At 66.2% G+C, this 18,251-nt stretch carries 21 protein-coding genes; 13 read left to right on the top strand and 8 right to left on the bottom strand.

The genetic code is table 11. From position 1 onward, the window contains the following. Positions 1-4 precede the first annotated feature (4 nt). From K0O64_RS03495 to K0O64_RS03510, 4 genes are all read left to right on the top strand, one after another. Positions 5-820 carry an acyl-[acyl-carrier-protein] thioesterase gene (locus K0O64_RS03495; protein WP_096309857.1) on the top strand — a complete coding sequence of 272 codons (816 nt, stop codon included), beginning with the start codon at positions 5-7 and terminating at the stop codon, positions 818-820. 258 nt (positions 821-1,078) lie between these two features. Then, a complete protein-coding gene (gene aceA / locus K0O64_RS03500) occupies positions 1,079-2,365 on the top strand; it encodes an isocitrate lyase (RefSeq protein WP_071950112.1) in 1,287 nt (428 codons plus the stop codon). A gap of 89 nt (positions 2,366-2,454) precedes the next feature. Further along, positions 2,455-3,309 carry a 3-hydroxybutyryl-CoA dehydrogenase gene (locus tag K0O64_RS03505; RefSeq protein ID WP_096309858.1) on the top strand — a complete coding sequence of 285 codons (855 nt, stop codon included), beginning with the start codon at positions 2,455-2,457 and terminating at the stop codon, positions 3,307-3,309. A gap of 135 nt (positions 3,310-3,444) precedes the next feature. Continuing rightward, entirely contained in the window at positions 3,445-4,320 is an 876-nt protein-coding gene (locus tag K0O64_RS03510) for a cyclopropane mycolic acid synthase family methyltransferase (RefSeq protein ID WP_071947738.1), read from the top strand. On the opposite strand, the gene K0O64_RS03515 is transcribed toward K0O64_RS03510, so the two are convergent. After that, positions 4,317-5,174 carry a polyphosphate kinase 2 family protein gene (locus tag K0O64_RS03515; RefSeq protein ID WP_096309860.1) on the bottom strand — a complete coding sequence of 286 codons (858 nt, stop codon included), beginning with the start codon at positions 5,172-5,174 and terminating at the stop codon, positions 4,317-4,319. The two genes, K0O64_RS03510 and K0O64_RS03515, sit on opposite strands and share 4 nt — an antisense overlap. A gap of 22 nt (positions 5,175-5,196) precedes the next feature. After that, positions 5,197-6,531: a hypothetical protein gene (locus K0O64_RS03520; protein ID WP_096309861.1), complete on the bottom strand. Its 1,335-nt coding sequence runs from the start codon at positions 6,529-6,531 to the stop codon at positions 5,197-5,199. Between the two features lie 194 nt (positions 6,532-6,725). Between K0O64_RS03520 and K0O64_RS03525 the strand changes: the two genes are divergently transcribed. After that, a complete protein-coding gene (locus K0O64_RS03525; protein WP_220046465.1) occupies positions 6,726-7,643 on the top strand; it encodes a DUF4344 domain-containing metallopeptidase in 918 nt (305 codons plus the stop codon). Here K0O64_RS03525 and K0O64_RS03530 read toward each other — a convergent pair. Further along, positions 7,636-8,334: a TetR/AcrR family transcriptional regulator gene (locus K0O64_RS03530; RefSeq protein ID WP_071950109.1), complete on the bottom strand. Its 699-nt coding sequence runs from the start codon at positions 8,332-8,334 to the stop codon at positions 7,636-7,638. The genes K0O64_RS03525 and K0O64_RS03530 overlap by 8 nt on opposite strands. 110 nt (positions 8,335-8,444) lie before the next feature. Between K0O64_RS03530 and K0O64_RS03535 the strand changes: the two genes are divergently transcribed. The 6 genes from K0O64_RS03535 (at position 8,445) to deoC (ending at position 12,395) form a co-directional block, all read left to right on the top strand. Then, positions 8,445-9,779: a DUF445 domain-containing protein gene (locus K0O64_RS03535; protein WP_225933612.1), complete on the top strand. Its 1,335-nt coding sequence runs from the start codon at positions 8,445-8,447 to the stop codon at positions 9,777-9,779. Between the two features lie 92 nt (positions 9,780-9,871). Further along, complete coding sequence (locus K0O64_RS03540) at positions 9,872-10,264, top strand: helix-turn-helix domain-containing protein (RefSeq protein ID WP_071947736.1); 393 nt, start codon at positions 9,872-9,874, stop codon at positions 10,262-10,264. Between the two features lie 64 nt (positions 10,265-10,328). Beyond that, on the top strand, positions 10,329-10,943 hold the full coding sequence (locus tag K0O64_RS03545) for an aldehyde dehydrogenase family protein (RefSeq protein WP_071947735.1): 615 nt from the start codon (positions 10,329-10,331) through the stop codon (positions 10,941-10,943). A gap of 44 nt (positions 10,944-10,987) precedes the next feature. Then, positions 10,988-11,263 carry a DUF2516 family protein gene (locus K0O64_RS03550; protein ID WP_174714158.1) on the top strand — a complete coding sequence of 92 codons (276 nt, stop codon included), beginning with the start codon at positions 10,988-10,990 and terminating at the stop codon, positions 11,261-11,263. Between the two features lie 23 nt (positions 11,264-11,286). Then, positions 11,287-11,679, top strand: coding sequence for a DUF2599 domain-containing protein (locus K0O64_RS03555; protein WP_096309863.1), 393 nt, complete (start codon positions 11,287-11,289; stop codon positions 11,677-11,679). Continuing rightward, a complete protein-coding gene (gene deoC, locus K0O64_RS03560; RefSeq protein ID WP_096309864.1) occupies positions 11,679-12,395 on the top strand; it encodes a deoxyribose-phosphate aldolase in 717 nt (238 codons plus the stop codon). Before K0O64_RS03555 ends, deoC begins: the two co-directional genes overlap by 1 nt. Here the strand turns inward: deoC and K0O64_RS03565 are convergent. Genes K0O64_RS03565 through K0O64_RS03585 form a run of 5 tightly spaced genes read right to left on the bottom strand, consistent with a single transcriptional unit; the run spans position 12,392 to position 15,978 of the window. Beyond that, a complete protein-coding gene (locus tag K0O64_RS03565; protein ID WP_083542729.1) occupies positions 12,392-13,336 on the bottom strand; it encodes an LmeA family phospholipid-binding protein in 945 nt (314 codons plus the stop codon). The genes deoC and K0O64_RS03565 overlap by 4 nt on opposite strands. After that, entirely contained in the window at positions 13,333-14,154 is an 822-nt protein-coding gene (locus K0O64_RS03570) for a carbon-nitrogen hydrolase family protein (protein WP_096309865.1), read from the bottom strand. The genes K0O64_RS03565 and K0O64_RS03570 overlap by 4 nt, the downstream gene beginning before the upstream one ends. A gap of 4 nt (positions 14,155-14,158) precedes the next feature. Next, on the bottom strand, positions 14,159-14,944 hold the full coding sequence (locus K0O64_RS03575; RefSeq protein ID WP_071947730.1) for an SAM-dependent methyltransferase: 786 nt from the start codon (positions 14,942-14,944) through the stop codon (positions 14,159-14,161). Further along, complete coding sequence (locus tag K0O64_RS03580; RefSeq protein WP_096309866.1) at positions 14,937-15,449, bottom strand: DUF2505 domain-containing protein; 513 nt, start codon at positions 15,447-15,449, stop codon at positions 14,937-14,939. Before K0O64_RS03580 ends, K0O64_RS03575 begins: the two co-directional genes overlap by 8 nt. Before the next feature lie 22 nt (positions 15,450-15,471). Beyond that, complete coding sequence (locus K0O64_RS03585; protein WP_096309867.1) at positions 15,472-15,978, bottom strand: DUF2505 domain-containing protein; 507 nt, start codon at positions 15,976-15,978, stop codon at positions 15,472-15,474. Positions 15,979-15,983: 5 nt separating this feature from the next. On the opposite strand from K0O64_RS03585, the gene K0O64_RS03590 reads away from it, so the two are divergent. Both K0O64_RS03590 and K0O64_RS03595 read left to right on the top strand, forming a co-directional pair. Then, a complete protein-coding gene (locus tag K0O64_RS03590) occupies positions 15,984-17,063 on the top strand; it encodes a UDP-N-acetylmuramate dehydrogenase (RefSeq protein WP_083542727.1) in 1,080 nt (359 codons plus the stop codon). Between the two features lie 156 nt (positions 17,064-17,219). Further along, positions 17,220-18,185 (top strand): hypothetical protein, encoded by a 966-nt coding sequence (locus tag K0O64_RS03595; protein WP_071947727.1) that lies wholly within the window; start codon positions 17,220-17,222, stop codon positions 18,183-18,185. The last annotated feature ends 66 nt before the right edge of the window (positions 18,186-18,251 follow it).

Raw genomic sequence — 18,251 nt, forward strand, 5'->3', positions numbered from 1 at the left:
CCACATGACCAGCAGCACCACCAGCACTGGATTAGCGAAGGTGTTGATGCCGGTTCCCGATCCGCATCCCGACGTGTTCGACCGCGAATGGCCGCTGCGGGTCGGTGATATCGATCGCGCAGCCCGGCTTCGTCTGGACGCCGCGTGCAGGCACATCCAGGACGTCGGCCAGGACCAGCTCCGCGAGATGGGCCACGAGGAAACGCACCCGCTGTGGATCGTCCGGCGCACGATGGTGGATCTGATCCGTCCGATCGAGTATCCGGAGATGCTGCGGCTGCGCCGCTGGTGCTCGGGTACGTCGAACCGCTGGTGTGAGATGCGGGTCCGGATCGACGGCCGCAAGGGCGGATTGATCGAATCCGAGGCCTTCTGGATCAACATCAACCGCGAGACGCAGGGCCCGGCCCGCATCGCCGACGACTTCCTCGAGGGACTGCAGCGCACCACCGACGTCAACCGGCTCCGGTGGAAGGCCTATCTGACCGCCGGCTCGCGGCACGACGCCAACGAGATCCGCGACTTCCCCATCCGCGTCAGCGACATCGACCTCTTCGACCACGTGAACAACTCGGTGTACTGGAAGGTCGTCGAGGAGTTCCTGGCGCCACACCCCGAGCTCTTCGAGTCCCCGCTGCGCGTCACCATCGAGCACGATGCGCCGGTGGCCTTCGGCGACAAGCTGGAAATTCTGCTGCACGTCTACCCGCCCGGCTCGACCGACAAGTTCGGCCCGGAGCTCGCCGATCGCACTGTTAGAACGCTCACATACGTCGTCGGCGAAGAGGTCAAAGCCGTCGCATCAATCTTCGCGCTCTGAGCCCCGTGGTTTTAACAGTACGGGCGTACTGACCAGCGAGTATCTGCTACCGGACGGTAACTTCTGAACCGGTTCAGGTGTTGGCTGTCTTCGCAATCTTTGCAGAGTTACCGACCTGCTTGGCGAAAATTGGCACTCTTAATGGCTTGAACTGCGCTAATGGTGCGAGGCATGCTCGTGTCAGCACACCAGCCAAGCCGCGTTGACGTTAACAGTTCACTCCAAGTCAAGGTGGCCCTCGATCCGAAGGAGCAGGCGATGTCCAACGTCGGTCAGCCGAAGAGCCCAGAAGAAATCCAGAAGGACTGGGACACCAATCCCCGCTGGAAGGGGATCACCCGTACCTACACCCCGGCCGACGTCGTCGCGCTGCAGGGCAGTGTCGTCGAGGAGGCCACCCTGGCCCGCCGCGGCGCCGAGGTGCTGTGGAACCAGCTCCACGACATGGAGTTCGTGAACGCGCTGGGTGCGCTGACCGGCAACATGGCCGTTCAGCAGGTCCGCGCGGGCCTGAAGGCCATCTACCTGTCGGGTTGGCAGGTCGCCGGTGACGCGAACCTGTCCGGCCACACCTACCCCGACCAGAGCCTCTACCCGGCCAACTCGGTGCCGCAGGTCGTGCGCCGCATCAACAACGCGCTGCTGCGCGCCGACGAGATCGCCAAGGTCGAGGGCGACACCTCGGTGGAGAACTGGCTGGCCCCGATCGTCGCCGACGGTGAGGCCGGCTTCGGTGGCGCGCTCAACGTGTACGAACTGCAGAAGGCGATGATCGCCGCCGGTGTTGCCGGTTCGCACTGGGAAGACCAGCTCGCGTCGGAGAAGAAGTGCGGCCACCTCGGTGGCAAGGTGCTGATCCCGACCCAGCAGCACATCCGCACCCTGACCTCGGCCCGCCTCGCGGCCGACGTCGCCGACGTCCCCACCGTCGTCATCGCCCGTACCGATGCCGAGGCCGCCACGCTCATCACCTCCGATGTGGACGAGCGCGACCAGCCGTTCATCACCGGTGAGCGCACCGCCGAGGGCTTCTACCGGGTGCGCAACGGCATCGAGCCCTGCATCGCCCGCGCCAAGGCCTACGCGCCGTACTCCGATCTGATCTGGATGGAGACCGGCACCCCGGACCTGGAGCTGGCGGCGAAGTTCGCCGAGGGCGTCAAGAGCGAGTTCCCGGACCAGATGCTGGCCTACAACTGCTCGCCGTCGTTCAACTGGAAGCAGCACCTGGACGACTCGACGATCGCGAAGTTCCAGAAGGAGCTCGGCGCGATGGGCTTCAAGTTCCAGTTCATCACGCTGGCCGGCTTCCACGCCCTGAACTACTCGATGTTCGATCTGGCCTACGGCTACGCCCGCAACCAGATGAGCGCCTACGTCGAGCTGCAGGAGCGCGAGTTCGCCGCCGAGGAGCGCGGTTACACCGCGACCAAGCACCAGCGCGAGGTCGGCGCCGGCTACTTCGACCGGATCGCCACCACCGTGGACCCGACCAGCTCCACCACGGCGCTCGCGGGCTCGACCGAAGAGGGCCAGTTCCACTAAATCCCTACCGAGCAGACGCAAAGGTCCCCTTCACCACCGCGTGTTGGGGACTTTTGCGTCTGCTGGCGCCTCTAGTAGAAAGTGTCTTCGTGAGTATTGAACGAGTAGGTGTGGTCGGAGCCGGACAGATGGGCTCGGGCATCGTCGAGGTGTGTGCCAAGGCCGGCGCGAACGTCGTCGTCTACGAGCCGACTGACGCGCTGATCAACGCCGGCCGTGACCGCGTCACCTCCTCGCTGGAGCGCGCGACGAGCAAGGGCAAGCTCTCGGAGGCCGACCGCGATGCGACGCTGGCGCGACTGGCGTTCACCACGGATCTCGCGGAGCTGTCCGATCGCCAGCTGGTGATCGAGGCCGTCGTCGAGGACGAGGCCGTCAAGGGCAAGATCTTCGCGCAGCTCGACGAACTCATCACCGACCCCGACGCTGTGCTCGCGTCCAACACCTCGAGCATCCCGATCATGAAAATCGCTGCGGCGACCAAGAATCCGAGCCGGGTGTTGGGCTTGCACTTCTTCAACCCGGTGCCGGTGCTGCCGCTCGTCGAGCTGATCAACACGCTGGTCACCTCCGAGGCCGCCATCGCCCGCGTCGAGCAGTTCGCCGGCGAGGTGCTCGGCAAGAAGGTGGTGCGCTGCGGCGACCGCTCCGGATTCGTCGTCAACGCGCTGCTGGTGCCCTACCTGCTGTCCGCCATCCGCATGGTCGAGGCCGGGGTGGCCACCATCGAGGACGTCGACACGGCAATCGTGGCCGGCCTGTCGCACCCGATGGGCCCGTTGCGCCTTTCGGACCTCATCGGCCTGGACACCATGAAACTCATCGCCGACTCGATGTACGAAGAACTCAAGGACGCCCACTACGCCCCGCCGCCATTGCTCCTGCGCATGGTCGAGGCCGGGCAGCTGGGTAAGAAGTCCGGCCAGGGTTTCTACAGCTACTGAGCGGGTGCTGGCTCCGCGCTTTATGCATTTCCTTCGCTGATTGGCTAGGCTCTCCGTTCGGTCGGGGGTCCGTCGCAGCAACATTGCGTTCCGCGGCCTTCGACCACGCAACCAATTGGTGGAAGGTAGCTGTCGATGGTCGATGTGGATACGGATCTGACTCCTTACTACGAGGAATCACAATCGATCTACGACGTCTCCGACGACTTCTTCGCCCTGTTCCTCGGCCCCACCATGGGCTACACCTGTGGCTACTACGAGCGCGAAGACATGACGCTCGACGAATCCCAGACCGCCAAGTTCGACCTGGCGCTGGGCAAGCTCAACCTGGAACCCGGCATGACGCTGCTCGACGTCGGCTGCGGCTGGGGCGGGGCGCTCGAGATGGCGGTACAGAAATACGACGTCAACGTCATCGGGATCACGCTGAGCAAAAACCAATCCGAGTACGCCCGGCGGCGCCTGGCCAAGCTCGACACCGACCGCTCGATCGAGGTGCGGCTGCAGGGCTGGGAGGAATTCGACGAGCCGGTCGACCGAATCGTGAGCATCGGCGCCTTCGAGGCGTTCAAGGTCGAGCGGTATCCGCTGTTCTTTGAGAAGGCTTACTCGTTGCTTCCCGCTGACGGCCGGATGTTGTTGCACACCATCCTGGCCCATACGCAGAAGTTCTTCCGCGACAACGGGATCAAGGTCACCATCAGCGATCTGAAGTTCATGAAGTTCATCGAGAACGAAATCTTCCCTGGCGGGCGGCTGCCCGCCGTCGAGGACATCGAGCAGCTGGCCGTCGACTCGGGCTTCACTCTCGAGCGCATCCACCTGCTGCAGCATCACTACGCGCGCACGTTGGACATGTGGGCGGCGAAGCTGGTGGCCAACCGTGACGAGGCGATTGCGATCACCTCGGCGGAGATCTACGACCGCTACATGAGGTATTTGACCGGCTGCGCGGACTTCTTCCGTCGCGGTATCACCAACATCGGCCAGTTCACCCTGGTCAAAGGCTAAGCCTCGGCGAGCTTCTTCTTCTCGGCCTCGACGTCGAAGTCGGCGGGCGGCCACTCCAGCTTCATCCCCTTGAGAGCTTCGATGAGCAACTCGTTGATCGCCAACCGCGAGTACCACTTCTTGTCGCACGGGATGACGAACCACGGCGCGTAGTCGGTCGAAGTCCGGTCCAGCACAGCCTGATACGCCTCCTGGTACGCCGGCCACAGCTTGCGCTCGGCCACGTCGCCGGGGTTGTACTTCCAGTACTTGTCCGGCCGTTCGAGGCGTTCGGAGAGGCGCTTCTTCTGCTCGTCGAGGGAGACGAACATCGCGCATTTGACGATGGTCGTCCCGGAGTCGACGAGCTCCTTCTCGAACGTGTTGATCTCGTCGTAGCGCTTTTCCCAGACTTCACGAGGAACCAACTCGTGCACCCGGACGACCAGCACGTCCTCGTAGTGGGACCGGTCGAACACGCCGATGTTGCCTGCGGCGGGCAGCGCCTTGCGGATCCGCCACAGGTAGTGGTGGGCGCGCTCCTCCTCGGTCGGCACGCCGAAACTCGTGTAGTGAATACCTTGCGGATTGCCCGCTCCCACAACGTGTTTGACGGTTCCGCCCTTGCCTGCGGTGTCCATGCCCTGCAAGACCAACAGCAGTGAGCGGTTGTCGCCGGCGCGGCCGTTGGCGTAGAGCATCTCCTGCAGGCCCGCGAACCGCTCATTGCGTTCGTCCTGCAACTCTTCCGACCCGTCCTTGCCGTCGGAATATCCCGGAGTGGAGTCGGTGTCGATGTCGGCGACCTTGTCACCCGGATTGAACCGCAAAACCTTGCGCGGCTCGTGGGTCCATTGCGACGGAAGATCACTCATAGCCGACGAGACTAATCCTCGATCACGCGCCTGTATCGCGACGGCGCGAAACCAGCATGAATCCCACCACGGCGAGCGCCAGCACGCCCGCCGCGACAGCGACGCTGATGAGGACCGTCTTGTTCTTGTCGATCCACGACGTCGACTCCGATGCCGCGGTCAGCTTCACGTTGTAGCCGGGTAGCGGCTCCTGGCCCGGGCGTTGAATGCCCGGCAGCAGCTGTGTCTCGTTGATGACGAACACCGCTTCGCCCTTGTCGGTCTTCGACCATTGGCCCCAGGCTGGCACCTCTTCGTCGAGCAGCACCTTGACGGCGTTGTTGTTGGCGGGATCCTTGCCCAGGTCGGTCAGCGATTTCACGCGGAACGGCTCGGATTGCCCGCGGTCGAACTTCACCTGAACCAGCACGTTCTTCTGGGTCTTCACCGGCGCCGGCTTCTGTGGTGGCGCCTGGCCGGGCGCCGGCTCGTAGCCGCCACCCGAGAAACTGCCGACGGACAGGTTGGTGGCCGGTCCCGACGCCGGGCGCGTCATTGCGGTGAAGTTGTAGGTGCCGGTGTTCGGGACGTTCAGCGTGGCCCGCTGAAGCGGCGCGACGGTGAAGACCTGGGTGCGACCGCCGTAGTCGTACAGAATCGACAGCGGCGTGCGGTACGGGTTGGTGAACACCGGCCGGTAGAAGCGGTCGTAGCTGATCCAGCTCGAATTCCACAGTGTCACTGGGCTACTCAGCGTCATCCCGGTAGTGAGGGTCGAGGTGCTCACCGTCGTCGAGACCGACTCCTGGTAGGTGGTGACCTCCTCGGAAGTCACCTCGGTGGACGTCGTCGTCGTGACCTCCGAGGACTCGGCTGTGGTCACGTCCTCGCGCGTGACGTCCGGCTCCGCGGGCTCGACGATGCCGCCGTCGGCCGACGGCGCCTGCGTGCCGGGCGCTTCGTTAGTCCCGCCGCCCGAAGATTCCGTGCCACCAGGTTCGTCGTGGGTTCCACCGGGGGCCGGTTCAGCTCCGCCGGGCTCGTCATGGAGTCCTCCGCCGGGCTCGTCGTGGGTGCCGCCGGGCTCGTCGTGCGTGCCGCCAGGCTCGTCGTGAACTCCGCCCGAGGGCTCCTCGACGCCGCCCGGCTCCTCGTGCAGACCGCCGCCCGAGGGTTCCTCGACGCCACCGCCGGACGGGGCTTCGGGCACGCTGCCGCCGTCGTCCCCGCCGCTGAAGCTGCTGCCGCCACCATCGTCGTCGCCGAACGGGTCCGCCGCGGCCACCGCAGTACCAGCAAACAGAGCAGACATCGATACCGCGACCGCGGCCATCATCGCTGCTGGCTTACGGAACTTTGCGGCGTTGTCGTTGTCCACCCCGGCCTCCTAGACCCCTATGACGCGAAACCATTCCGCCCGAAGGCATATCTCGGGGGCTGCCCCGAAGGTTTGTTCTACAGGATGCGCGGCAGTTTCAGGGGAGGTTGCGCCTCCTCGGCGCTTGCGCGCCTTTTTGACGGTCGGGCAGTTAACATCATCTGGCTTATGTGTGGCTGAGTCTGGGGGATCTGGTGCGGGTACGAACCTGTTGGATCGGCGTCGCGGTGCTCTCGCTCGCGATCGCCGCTGCCGGTTGTGGACACGACAACTCGGCCAAGCCGTCGTCATCGCCGTCGGCGGCTGTGCCCGCGACGGCCGAAGCCTCGCCTCAACCGTCCGGCCAAGCCGACGTCAACAACAACGGGATGCCCGACGCGTCGGCCGACGACAAGGACTGGCCCGGCAAGATGACCGCGACCTACGAGGACGCGACCTCGCCGGAGGCGGTCACCGGTCGCGACCTCCTCAAGAACGATCACCTGCTGGAGGACCTGGCCGACGGCATCACGTCCTCGATGAAGCTGCCCTACGACATCCCGTTGATCGGCAAGCAATGCGGGACGGCCAATGCGTATTGGAGCCCTGACGCCAAGTCGGTGACGATCTGCTACGAGGACGCAGCCGACGCGGTGGACATCTACACCAAAGCCGGTGACCCCGACCCGAAGGCCTCGGCGATCAACTCCGAGATCGCGACGTTCTACCACGAGACCGGACACATGGTGATCGACATCTACGACCTGCCGGTGACCGGCCGGGAGGAGGACGTCGCCGATCAGCTGGCCGCCTACACCCTGCTGGCGCCCGGCCCGGACGGCAAGATCGACCCGGCGTCGGTGCAGGCGGTCAAGGACTTCGCCCGGGAATTCAAGGGCTACAGCGAGCAGAAGGGCGGCGAGATCGACGAGGGCCAGCTCGCCGACGTGCACACCCTGGACCTGGCCCGGATGTACAACCTCGAATGCTGGGTCTACGGCGCCGATCCCAAGGGCAACGCCGATCTGGTCAGCAGTGGCGCGCTTCCGCAGGATCGCGCCGACGGCTGCGAGGACGAATACACCAAGCTGAGCAGTTCGTGGGATACCTTGCTCGGCCCGTATCTCAAGTGAGCGGCGGCAGCGCCGGCGACGGATGCGGGCCGGAGCTGAACCTGTCCAGCGAGCCGCCCGCCTCGACGATGCCGCATAGCGCGTTCCAGCACAGCATCGTCAGATAGTCGATCAGCTCATCGCTGGTCATCCGCGGGTTTGACATCCACGAGTGGGTTGCCAGCTGCACGCCGCCGACGATCAGGTAGGCCCAGGGCTCGACACCGCCGGTGTCCATGCCGGCCCGCTGCATACGTCTGCGCAGCACCACGGCGAGCATCCTGGCGATGATTTGCTCCGAGTCGGCGATGACTTTGTTTTTGCTGGCGGAACTGTTTGCCATCACGAACCGGTACGGCTCCGGCTCGGAGGCGACGGTGTCCACGTAGACCCGGATGATCTCGCGGGTGAGATCGAATCCGTCCATGTTGGACGACAGCGCGGCGGCCATGTTGGGGATCAGCGTGGTCTGCGCGAAGCGCATCATCACCGCGGTGGTGAGGTCGTTCTTGTCGACGAAATAGCGGTACAGGACGGTCTTCGAGACACCGATTTCCGCAGCTATCTCGTCCATGCTGACGTCGCGGCCGCGGCGGCGGATAGCCTCGAGCGCGCCGTCCACCAACTCGGTGCGGCGTTCGACCTTGTGTTGGTGCCAGCGTCGCTTGCGACCGTCGGTCTTGGCCCGGGCGTTTTCCAGGCCATGGCTCATCTTCTGTGCCACTATCGCGGAGTCCGTTCCCCTCGTTCGAAACGATTCTACGGTCTAATCAATGGGCACCGTCACATTAACTGGGTCCCGCGATAGCGGATGATGGTGGAGTGGCAGCCAAACATCGCCTTCCGGCGTTGCCGACCGAGGTAGTGCGCGCAGGTACGTCGTTTGCGGAATCGTTCGCCGGGGCCGACCCCGAGGCGGACGCGCAGCGGCGCCGAGCACTGCGCCGGATGAAGGCCGTCGCGCTGGGGTTCCTGATCGGCGCGACGCTGATCTTCCTGGCCTGCCGGTGGGGTCAAGCCCAGGGCGGGCCGGCCTGGATCGGCTATGTGGGCGCCGCCGCCGAAGCCGGGATGGTGGGCGCGCTGGCCGACTGGTTCGCCGTCACCGCGCTCTTTCGTCATCCGCTCGGGCTGAAGATCCCGCACACCGCGATCATCAAACGCAAGAAGGATCAGCTCGGCGAGGGCCTAGGCGCCTTCGTGCGGGAGAACTTCCTGTCGCCCGCGGTGGTGGAGACCAAGCTGCGCGACGCGGAAGTGGCCGGCCGCCTTGGCAAGTGGCTGTCAGAACCGTCGCATGCCGAACGGGTGGCCAGCGAGGCCGGCACCGTGTTGCGGGTCGTCGTGGAACTGCTCAACGACGACGACATCCAGCAGGTCATCGACCGCACCATCGTCCGGCGGCTTGCCGAACCGCAGTGGGGTCCGCCGGTGGGTCGGGTGCTGGCCCAACTACTGGCCGAGAACCGCCAGGAAGCCTTGATTCAGCTGCTGTGTGACCGTGCCTTCGAATGGGCGCTGAACGCCGGCGACACGATCGAACGCGTCGTCACCCGGGATTCACCCAGCTGGTCACCGCGATTCGTCGACCAGCTGGTCGGTGACCGGATCCATCGCGAGCTGATGGATTTCACCGACAAGGTGCGCCGCAACCCGAATCATGAACTGCGCCAATCGGCTAACCGATTCCTCTTCGAGTTCGCCAACGACCTGCAGAACGACGATGCGACGATCGCGCGTGCGGAGGCGGTCAAAGAGCAGCTGATGGAACGCGACGAGGTCGCGCGTGCTGCCGAGACGGCGTGGAAGACGTTGAAGCGCTTGGTACTCGAGGGCGTGGACGATCCGAACAGCACGCTGCGCACGCGCGTCACCGACTCGGTGATGCGGATCGGGGAGTCGCTGCGCGACGACGCCGAGCTGCGCGACAAGGTGGACAACTGGATCGTCCGCGGGGCCCAGCACCTGGTCGGCCAATACGGGGCAGAGATCACCACGATCATCACCGACACCATTGAGCGTTGGGACGCCGACGAGGCCAGCCGCCGCATCGAATTACACGTCGGCCGTGACCTGCAATTCATCCGAATCAATGGCACTGTGGTGGGTGCGTTGGCCGGCCTGATTATCTATACCGTCGCGCAAATACTGTTCTGACCAGCGCTAGCAGGTGCTTGCAAAAGTTAGCACCCACGCGTAGTGTGGCACTCGTACGCATCGGATACCCAAATGCGACGGGAGGCGAACCAATGGCTCAAGAAGGCGATCTTCAAGCCGTGGTGTCGAATGCCGCGCATGACATCGGGGGCTTCATTAGGGCGCAGCGTGAAGCCGCTCAGGTTTCGGTGCGGCAGTTGGCCGAGAAGGCCGGTGTCAGCAACCCATACCTCAGTCAGATCGAACGGGGACTGCGGAAGCCGTCGGCGGAGGTGCTGAGCCAGATTGCCAAGGCGCTGAGGCTTTCGGCCGAGGTGCTCTACATCCGGGCCGGAATCCTCGAGCCCGGAGAGGCCAGTCAGGTGCACGACGCGATCATCGGCGACACCGCGATCACCGAGCGTCAGAAGCAGGTGCTGCTCGACATCTACACGTCGTTCTGTCAGCAGAACGAAGCTGCCCGTGAGGAGCTCCTCACTGAGTAACAGACCAGCAACTGACGAAAACCTCTAACTGACAACACATTTAAATCTCGAAAGGAGCCACACAATGGCTGAGAACAACCCCAATGTCGAAGACCTGAAGGCCCCGCTGCTCGCCGCCGTAGGCGCTGCCGACCTGGCCCTGGCCACCGTCAACGAGATCCTCGCGACCCTGCGTGAGCGTGCCGAAGAGGCCCGCAGCGAGGCCAGCACCCGCGTCGAGGAGCGTCGCGCCGCGCTGACCAAGCTGCAGGAAGACCTGCCGCAGCGTGCCGAGGAGCTGCGCGGCCGGCTGTCCAGCGAGGAGCTGCGTAAGGCCGCCGAGGGCTACGTCGAGCAGGCCACCGCGACCTACAACAACCTCGTCGAGCGCGGTGAGGCCGCCTTGGAGCGCCTGCGCAACCAGGGCGACCTCAAAGACCTCTCCGCCCGTGCCGAGGGCTACGTCGACCAGGCCGTCGAGCTGACCCAGGAGGCTCTGGGCAACGTGTCGTCGCAGACCCGCGCCGTCGGCGAGCGTGCCGCCAAGCTGGTCGGCGTCGAGCTGCCCGCCAAGAAGGCCCCCGCCACCAAGGCCGCCCCGGCCAAGAAGGCGCCGGCCAAGAAGGCCGCTCCGGCCAAGGCTGCCGCCAAGAAGGCTCCCGCCAAGAAGGCCCCGGCCAAGAAGGTCACCCAGAAGTAATTCGCCGGTAAGGACAAGACCCGCCTACGCTTGTAGCCGTGATGCTGCAAGGTGTGGCGGGTCTTGTTCTTCAGGTGGTCTTCTGGGTGGTCACCGCGGTGACCATCTATGCGTTCGTCAATGCGGCGATGCAGCGGCCGGATGCCTATCCTGCGGCCGAGAAGCTCACCAAGCCGGTCTGGCTGGTGATTCTCGGCGTCGCGGGTCTGTTGTCGCTGTTCCTGGGTGTCACGGGTGTGGCGATCGCCGCCGTGGCGACCGGCGTCTACCTGGTGGACGTGCGGCCCAAGCTGCTCGAGGTTCAGGGGAAGTCGCGCTGAGCGCTCGACACCGCCTGGCCGCTGTGCTGCTGGCCGTCCCGGCGGGGCTGAGCCTCGCCGCTCCGGCCGCTGCCACGCCCACCCCCGCTCCGCCGTACATCGACCACGTCACCTGGGCTGCGTGGGGAGATCTGAAGAGCCTGCGGGTGTATCCAACCCCGGCCGGCCGTTCGGTGGCCGGACAGCTGCTCAAGCCACAGACCGATATCGATGAAGCGTGGGGCGAGGTGCTGGCCCTGGCGCCCGAAGCCGACCTGCCCGGCATGCGGGACCAGTTCGTCTGCCACTTCCGGTTCGCCGAGATCGGCCAACCCGGCAAGACCAGCTGGAATCTCGAGCCATGGCGGCCCGTGGTCGACGACCAGACGATGACGGCCACCGGCTGTAACCCCGGTGGTCTGGAGGAGCCCTTCTGATGCGGGACGGGTGGGCAGGAGCGGAGCGACCCGGGGAAGAGCTCCGAGCCGAGGTCGCCGCACTGGTCGATCACACGCTGCTCAAGCCCGAAGCCACCGAGGCTGATGTCGTCGCCCTGGTCGAGGAAGCCGCCGAACTGGGCGTGCTGGCGGTGTGCGTGTCCCCGTCGATGGTGTCTACGGCCAACTCGGCCAGGGCCCAGCGCACGAATCTCGCCATCGCCGCCGTGGCCGGTTTCCCGTCGGGCAAGCATCTGCCAGACATCAAGGCCCGGGAAGCCGCGGCAGCGGTCGACGACGGCGCCAGCGAAATCGACATGGTCATCGACGTCGGGGCGGCGCTGGCCGGCAACTTCGCCGACGTCGCCGCCGACATCGCGACGGTCCGAGCTGCGGTACCGGGCGCGGTGCTTAAGGTCATCGTCGAATCGGCCGCGCTGCTGAGCCTCGCCGACGAGGACACCTTGATCGCGGTGTGCCGGGCCGCCGAAGAATCCGGCGCCGACTTCGTCAAGACGTCCACCGGCTTCCACCCCGCCGGCGGCGCATCAGTGGTCGCGATCGAACTCATGGCGAGCACCGTCGGCGGCCGGCTCGGCGTCAAAGCCAGCGGCGGTATCCGGACTGCAGAGCATGCGCTGGCGATGCTCGACGCCGGCGCGACCCGGCTGGGACTGTCCGGGACGCGCGCGGTGCTCGACGGCCTATCCGGCTAGACGCCCTGGAAGCAGGGGTCCTGCTGGCCGTTCGGGATCGTCGCGTTCTGGGTGACGAACTTGGCGGTGACGCCGTCGTCGGTGACCGACACGCTGTCGGCGTGAATGCCCATCGGCAGGTTCTTCGTCAGCGTGGACATGAACGCGTCCAACGCGGGCTGCACGGTTTCCTTGGGCAGCGTGAAGCCCAGCCCGGTCAGGTTCGTCACCTGAAGCGTCAGACCACCGTTGGACACCGCGGGCTTGGTCGTGATCGCCCCCATCGCGCTCTGCAACTCGATGGTGCCGTCCGACGGCGACGTCTTCACCCCGCTGATCAGGCTGCCGAAGAACGGGATGGCGTTCTGCACGGTCTCCTTGATGCCGTCCTTGGTCCACTTGATGGTCGCGTCCAGCGAGCCCATCGTGCCCGCCGAGTCGGCCGTCTGCTGGATCCGGATGTCATCGAGCCACAGGTCGAGCTTCATGCCCTTGGCCCCGCGAATCTGATTGCCCGCGGTTTCGACGTGGATGTCGCTGTAGTGCCGCGAGAGGTGCTGCAGCAGGAAGGGGCGGGCGCCGAACGAGACGTCGGCCTGGTCCTGCACCACGCAGGAGACGGCCCGGGACACCACGGTGTCGGCCTCGTGGCGGACGTAGAGCTCGGTGCCGAGCAGGCCGGCGATCACCACGGCCACGACGATGATCAGAACCAGGACGATCGACAGCGGGTCGCGCAGGAATCTCCGCTTGCCCTCGTCGGGTTGTTCACCCGGGGGCGCCGGTGGCGGTGTCTGCGACGGCGGCGGCTGGTGCGGGATGTGCTGAGTCGGCGCGTCGGCGGGGCTGCCCGGTCGGGGGATGTACTCGGTGGGGGTGCCCTGACCCTGTGCGGCCCAGGCCGGCGTGGTCGGGTCGCCCGGGCCGACGGGATGGTTGGGGCCCTGTGGCGGATTCGTCACCCGCGCGATTCTGCCTTATCAATCTGAGCGAACTCTGAGCGGTTACGCAGCACCGCGAGCGTTTCCCGCGCCGGCGCGACCCGGTCGATGTCGATATCGGTCACCAGAAGCTGCGGATCGTCACCCGCCGACGCCACCACCTCACCGAGGGGCGAGGCGACCACGCTGCCGCCGACACCGGTCGGCGCCTTGGTCGACGTCGCCAGCTCGTCACCCGGGTAGCCCTGGTCGACGGCGGCGACGAAAGACTGCGAGTCCAGGGCGCGGGCGCGGGCCAGCAGGGTCCACTGGTCCAATTTGCCGGGCCCCGCACCCCACGAGGCGTGCACGGTGATCAGCTGCGCTCCGCGGTCCGCGAGCTCGGCGTAGAGGGCGGGGAAGCGGATGTCGTAGCAGAGGGTGATCCCGACCCTGACATCGCCGACGGTGATCACCACCGGTTCGCGGCCGGGCGCGACGGCATCGGATTCGGCAAATCCGAACGCGTCGTACATGTGGATCTTGTGATAGTGCGCATCGACGTCCGGCCCGACCGCGAGGATCGTGTTGGTGACCCGGCCGTCGGGTGCGGGGGTGAACATCCCTGCCAGCACGGTGATGCCCGCGCTCTGCGCGATACGGCGCACGTCGTTGGCCCATGGCCCGTCCAGCGGCTCGGCGACCGCGGCCAGCGGCACACCGAAACGGCACATGGTGCCTTCCGGGAAGGCCACCAGCCGGGCACCGGCGTCGGCGGCGCGGCGGGTGTAGTCCTCGACCAGCTTCAGGTTCACGGCCGGGTCGGTGTCCGAGAGCAGTTGGGCCAGCGCAATCCGCATACGTTCAGCCTACGTCGGGAGCGACCGCCGACCAGGGCACGGTGAGCACGGCATCGCGGACAGCCCGCCGCTGCGGCTCGATGGGCACACCCGTCGCAGCCAGTTCGGTGAGCATCGCGCGCCAGCGGTCCCGCGGACCGAACACCGAATGCCCCGCCGCCGTCGCCCACGCACGGTCCGCCGACGACAGCAGCGTGTGAATGGGTTGGCCCGGAACATTGTGATGGATAAGCACTTTCGGTAAACGTTCGGCCAGATCCGACGGCCGGTCGATATGCCGGGGATCGCAGGCCAGGGTCAGGCTCACCGGACCGTCGCCGTCGAGCAGCACCCAGCAGCAGCGACGGCCGAGCTCGTCGCAGGTGCCGTCGACGATCAGACCGCCCGGGCCCAGCCGACTCCGCATCTGCGCCCAGGCTTCGTCCACCGCGGCCTCGGGATACTGACGCAGCACGTTGAACGCTCGCACCAGAACTGGTTGCAGGCCTGCGAGTTCGAAGCCGCCGACCTTGAATTCCACTCCGTCGGTGTCAGGAACCACCCGTTGCGGGTCGATCTCCAGTCCGACCACTCGGACGTCGGACCGGACCGCGCGCAGGCGGGTCGCCAATTCCAGTGTGGTGACCGGTAATCGGCCGTATCCAAGGTCCACGACCACCGGGTCGGTAGCCGACTCCAAAGCCGCGCGCACCCGCGGCGAGTTCACCATCCAGCGATCGGCGCGGCGCAACCGGTTGGCGTTGGTGGTGCCGCGGGTGGGAACGCCGACCGGGCGTGGCGGTCTAGTAATGGCTGGCGATCCAGTCGCGGGTGAAATCTCGTTCGTTGTCGAACAATCCGCGCAATCCGTCGAGTACCCACTTCTCGATCTTGCCGCCGACGAGTGGCACGTTGACCTTGCACAGACTGCTCAGCCGCAGTTCGCTGCCCGCGGCGGTCTGCTGCAGCACGTAGGTGCCGTCGAAGTTCATCGGGGCTGCGGGCACCAGTGCCCGGTAGTGCCCGTCGGCCGAGTTCGTGGCGGGGTCGAACGGAGCGAAGTGCTGCTCGCGGGTGATGGTGAGCCGCAACGGAACCACCGCGGCGATCATCGACGGCATGTCCCGGCGCGACACCGTGTGGGTGAACACGATGTCGGTGCCGCCCGCGTCCGAGTGGAAATGCGTCATTTCCGAATCGGTGTGCTGCTGGTGTTCGGCGATCAGGTCTTCCCAGTACTCGCGGCTGGTGAAGCTCTGGTAGAGGTCGGCCACGGGCTTGTCGAGCCCGATGACGTAGTCCATGCGGCGGGACATGAGCCCAACCGTACCTGTGGCGTCAGCCGTTCTCGCCGATCCACCTGGTGGTGAACTGTTGCTCGGCGATCAGCAGGTCGACGAGCTGGTGGCCGATGAAGTTCTCGATCTTGCCGCCGACCAGTGGGACGCGTACTTCGACGGTGGCGTGAAAAGCCAACTGCGCCTGCAGGTCTGAGGGTCTCAGCTGTGCGTTTCCGGTCAAGGTCACCGGCGCGCCGGGGATGGTGCCGCTGACGGTGGCGCCGGCCTTGCCGTCGACCAGTCCGGTCCAGCTCTCCACCCGGCGAATCTCGAGATCGCCGTGGTGGAACTGCGTGACCACGGCCGGCAGCCGGTCGACCCGCAGCACCTGGGTGGTCGCCACGTCGACGCCGCCGTTGGACGTCAACCGAATCGAGTCGAGTGACGCGTGGTCGGCACCGGAATCGGCGAGTCGGGCCAGCCAGTATTGCTCGTCGAGTAAAGCCCGATGCACCTGTTCGACGCTGCCCTCGTAATCGGTGGCCATGTCGAATGAGCGCGGCATAAGTCGTGAGGCTACCGTTACGGGCCGTGGCAGCAGGGAAGTTGTACGGCGGCGCGGCGGTTGCCGAGAACGTGCCGCTGGCTCCGTTGACCACCCTGCGGGTCGGTCCGGTCGCGCGCCGCCTGATCACCTGCACCACCACTGAACAGATCGTCGCGACGCTGCGGGCCGTCGACACCGAGGGGCAGGTTCTGGTCCTGGCGGGCGGGTCCAATGTCGTGCTTGCCGATGATCTGGCGGGCCTGACGGTCGTGTTGCTGGCCAACCGAGCCATCAGCACCGACGGTGGCCTGCTGCGCGCCGAGGCCGGTGCGGTCTGGGACGACGTCGTCGTGGCAGCCGTCGAAGCCGGCCTGGGCGGGCTGGAGTGCCTGTCCGGCATTCCCGGCTCAGCGGGCGCTACTCCGGTGCAGAACGTCGGCGCGTACGGCGTGGAGGTGGCCGACTATCTGACCCGGGTTCGGCTGCTGGACCGTCGAAGCTCGGACGTGCGCTGGGTGCCTGCCGGTGAACTCGGGCTCGGCTACCGGCACAGCAATCTGAAGAACTCGTCGGACGCGGTGGTGCTGGAGGTCGAGTTCGCCCTCGACGCGGACGGTCGTTCGGCGCCACTGCGGTACGCGGAGCTGACCGGGGCGCTCGGTGTGACGCCGGGGGAGCGGGCCGCACCGGCCGAGGTGCGCGACACCGTGCTGGCGTTGCGCGCCCGCAAGGGCATGGTGCTCGACGCCGACGACCACGACACCTGGAGTGTCGGATCGTTTTTCACCAATCCCGTGATTTCCGCCGAACGGTTCGACGAGCTGCAGGCGCGCTGGCACGGTCCGGTTCCGCACTATCCGGCCGATGACGGGGTCAAGCTGGCGGCCGGCTGGCTGGTCGAGAATGCCGGCTTCGGCAAGGGTTATCCCGGCTCGGACGCGCCGAGTCGGCTGTCCACCAAACATGCGCTGGCCCTGACGAACCGGGGGAGCGCCGGCACCGCCGACATTCTGGCGCTGGCCCGCACGGTCCGCGACGGTGTGCACGAGGCGTTCGGTATCACCTTGGTGCCGGAGCCGGTGCTGGTGGGCTGTTCGCTGTAGCACCGCGCGCCGCCGCTTCGGCGGCGGATTCAGCAGCGTGATCGCGGCTCGGATCGACGAATATCCCAATAATTAACCCGCGCGACGAAAAATGGGGAGAATGGTCGCTGTCAGCCCGGTTACGGGTTTGCTTAGACCATCTACGGGGGATGTCAAATGGCCACTGTCAGCACCAAAACTGTGAAGCGCGACCGCAACCGTTCACTGGAGATCAAGACTTGGCTGGGCGCGGGCGCCCTGACCCTGGGCGTGGGAGCGGCCCTGGCCGGAGCGACCGCCGTCGCGCAGGCCGACACCGGTCATTCGGGGTCGGGTGCGTCGTCGTCGAGCTCGTCGTCCAAGTCTGACGCCGGCCCCAAGCGCACGGTCGCCACCTCGGCTCGGACGGTCGCGAAGGTCACGAGCAGCCCGGTGAGCGCCGCCGCCACCTCGAAGCCCTCGGCCAGCGCCAAGCCGGCTGCCGCCAGCGGCAAGACCGCCACCGCCAACGCGTCTCTTCCGCCGATCAACCAGACCATCAACACGCCGTTCGGTCCCATCTCATTCGTGGCGAACGTGACCGTTCCGGATCCGGGCAACAGTGGCGACGTAACGGTTGATGTGTCCGCCAAGACGCCGCTCGGCGGTGCCAAGTTCTCCATCGGTGGGACCCAGCTGTTCAATGCCGGGCCGCCGACCATCAGCGAGACGGAGCTGAACAGCGGAACGCTCGAGGTGCCCCCGGCAGTGGCGTTCGTCGCCAGCGCCGCCGGTGCCTTCGTCGGCGCCGGGCTCAGCGCGGCCGACAGCCTGAACACCTTCGTGTCCGCGGCGCGCAGCGGGAACATAGCCGGAGCGTTCATCGCCTGGGCCGCGGCCGCGCCGAAGTTGGCGAACGCCCTGCTGTTCGGGACCAGCACGCTCGACTTGCCGATTTCCACCGGCGGAACGGGGCCGGCCATCGTGGCGCACATTCCAGTCGGCGGGTTCTTCTCCCCGCCGCGGTCGCTGGTGGTGACCTGGGATGAATACAGCACCACGCAGTCCGGTGTCACGGTCAAGCTGGACGCCGGCGCTATTAACTTCGCGGGAACCAAGTTCGGCGGTGCCGCACCGGCGTTCCTGGCGCTCTTCGGCCTGTGACCGGGACGGGGTAGGGCGAAGCCCACACTCCGTCGATTGGCAGCCGGGCGGCTGGGTTCCGTATCT

Source organism: Mycolicibacterium pallens (genome assembly GCF_019456675.1).
Taxonomy (GTDB): Bacteria; Actinomycetota; Actinomycetes; order Mycobacteriales; family Mycobacteriaceae; genus Mycobacterium; species Mycobacterium crocinum.

Coding starts and splice junctions, on each gene's coding strand:
- K0O64_RS03495 (WP_096309857.1), top strand. CDS start 5: ATGACCAGCAGCACCACCAGCACTGGATTAGCGAAGGTGTTGATGCCG.
- aceA (WP_071950112.1), top strand. CDS start 1,079: ATGTCCAACGTCGGTCAGCCGAAGAGCCCAGAAGAAATCCAGAAGGAC.
- K0O64_RS03510 (WP_071947738.1), top strand. CDS start 3,445: ATGGTCGATGTGGATACGGATCTGACTCCTTACTACGAGGAATCACAA.
- K0O64_RS03515 (WP_096309860.1), bottom strand. CDS start 5,174: ATGAGTGATCTTCCGTCGCAATGGACCCACGAGCCGCGCAAGGTTTTG.
- K0O64_RS03530 (WP_071950109.1), bottom strand. CDS start 8,334: ATGAGCCATGGCCTGGAAAACGCCCGGGCCAAGACCGACGGTCGCAAG.
- K0O64_RS03540 (WP_071947736.1), top strand. CDS start 9,872: ATGGCTCAAGAAGGCGATCTTCAAGCCGTGGTGTCGAATGCCGCGCAT.
- K0O64_RS03545 (WP_071947735.1), top strand. CDS start 10,329: ATGGCTGAGAACAACCCCAATGTCGAAGACCTGAAGGCCCCGCTGCTC.
- deoC (WP_096309864.1), top strand. CDS start 11,679: ATGCGGGACGGGTGGGCAGGAGCGGAGCGACCCGGGGAAGAGCTCCGA.
- K0O64_RS03570 (WP_096309865.1), bottom strand. CDS start 14,154: ATGCGGATTGCGCTGGCCCAACTGCTCTCGGACACCGACCCGGCCGTG.
- K0O64_RS03580 (WP_096309866.1), bottom strand. CDS start 15,449: ATGTCCCGCCGCATGGACTACGTCATCGGGCTCGACAAGCCCGTGGCC.
- K0O64_RS03585 (WP_096309867.1), bottom strand. CDS start 15,978: ATGCCGCGCTCATTCGACATGGCCACCGATTACGAGGGCAGCGTCGAA.
- K0O64_RS03595 (WP_071947727.1), top strand. CDS start 17,220: ATGGCCACTGTCAGCACCAAAACTGTGAAGCGCGACCGCAACCGTTCA.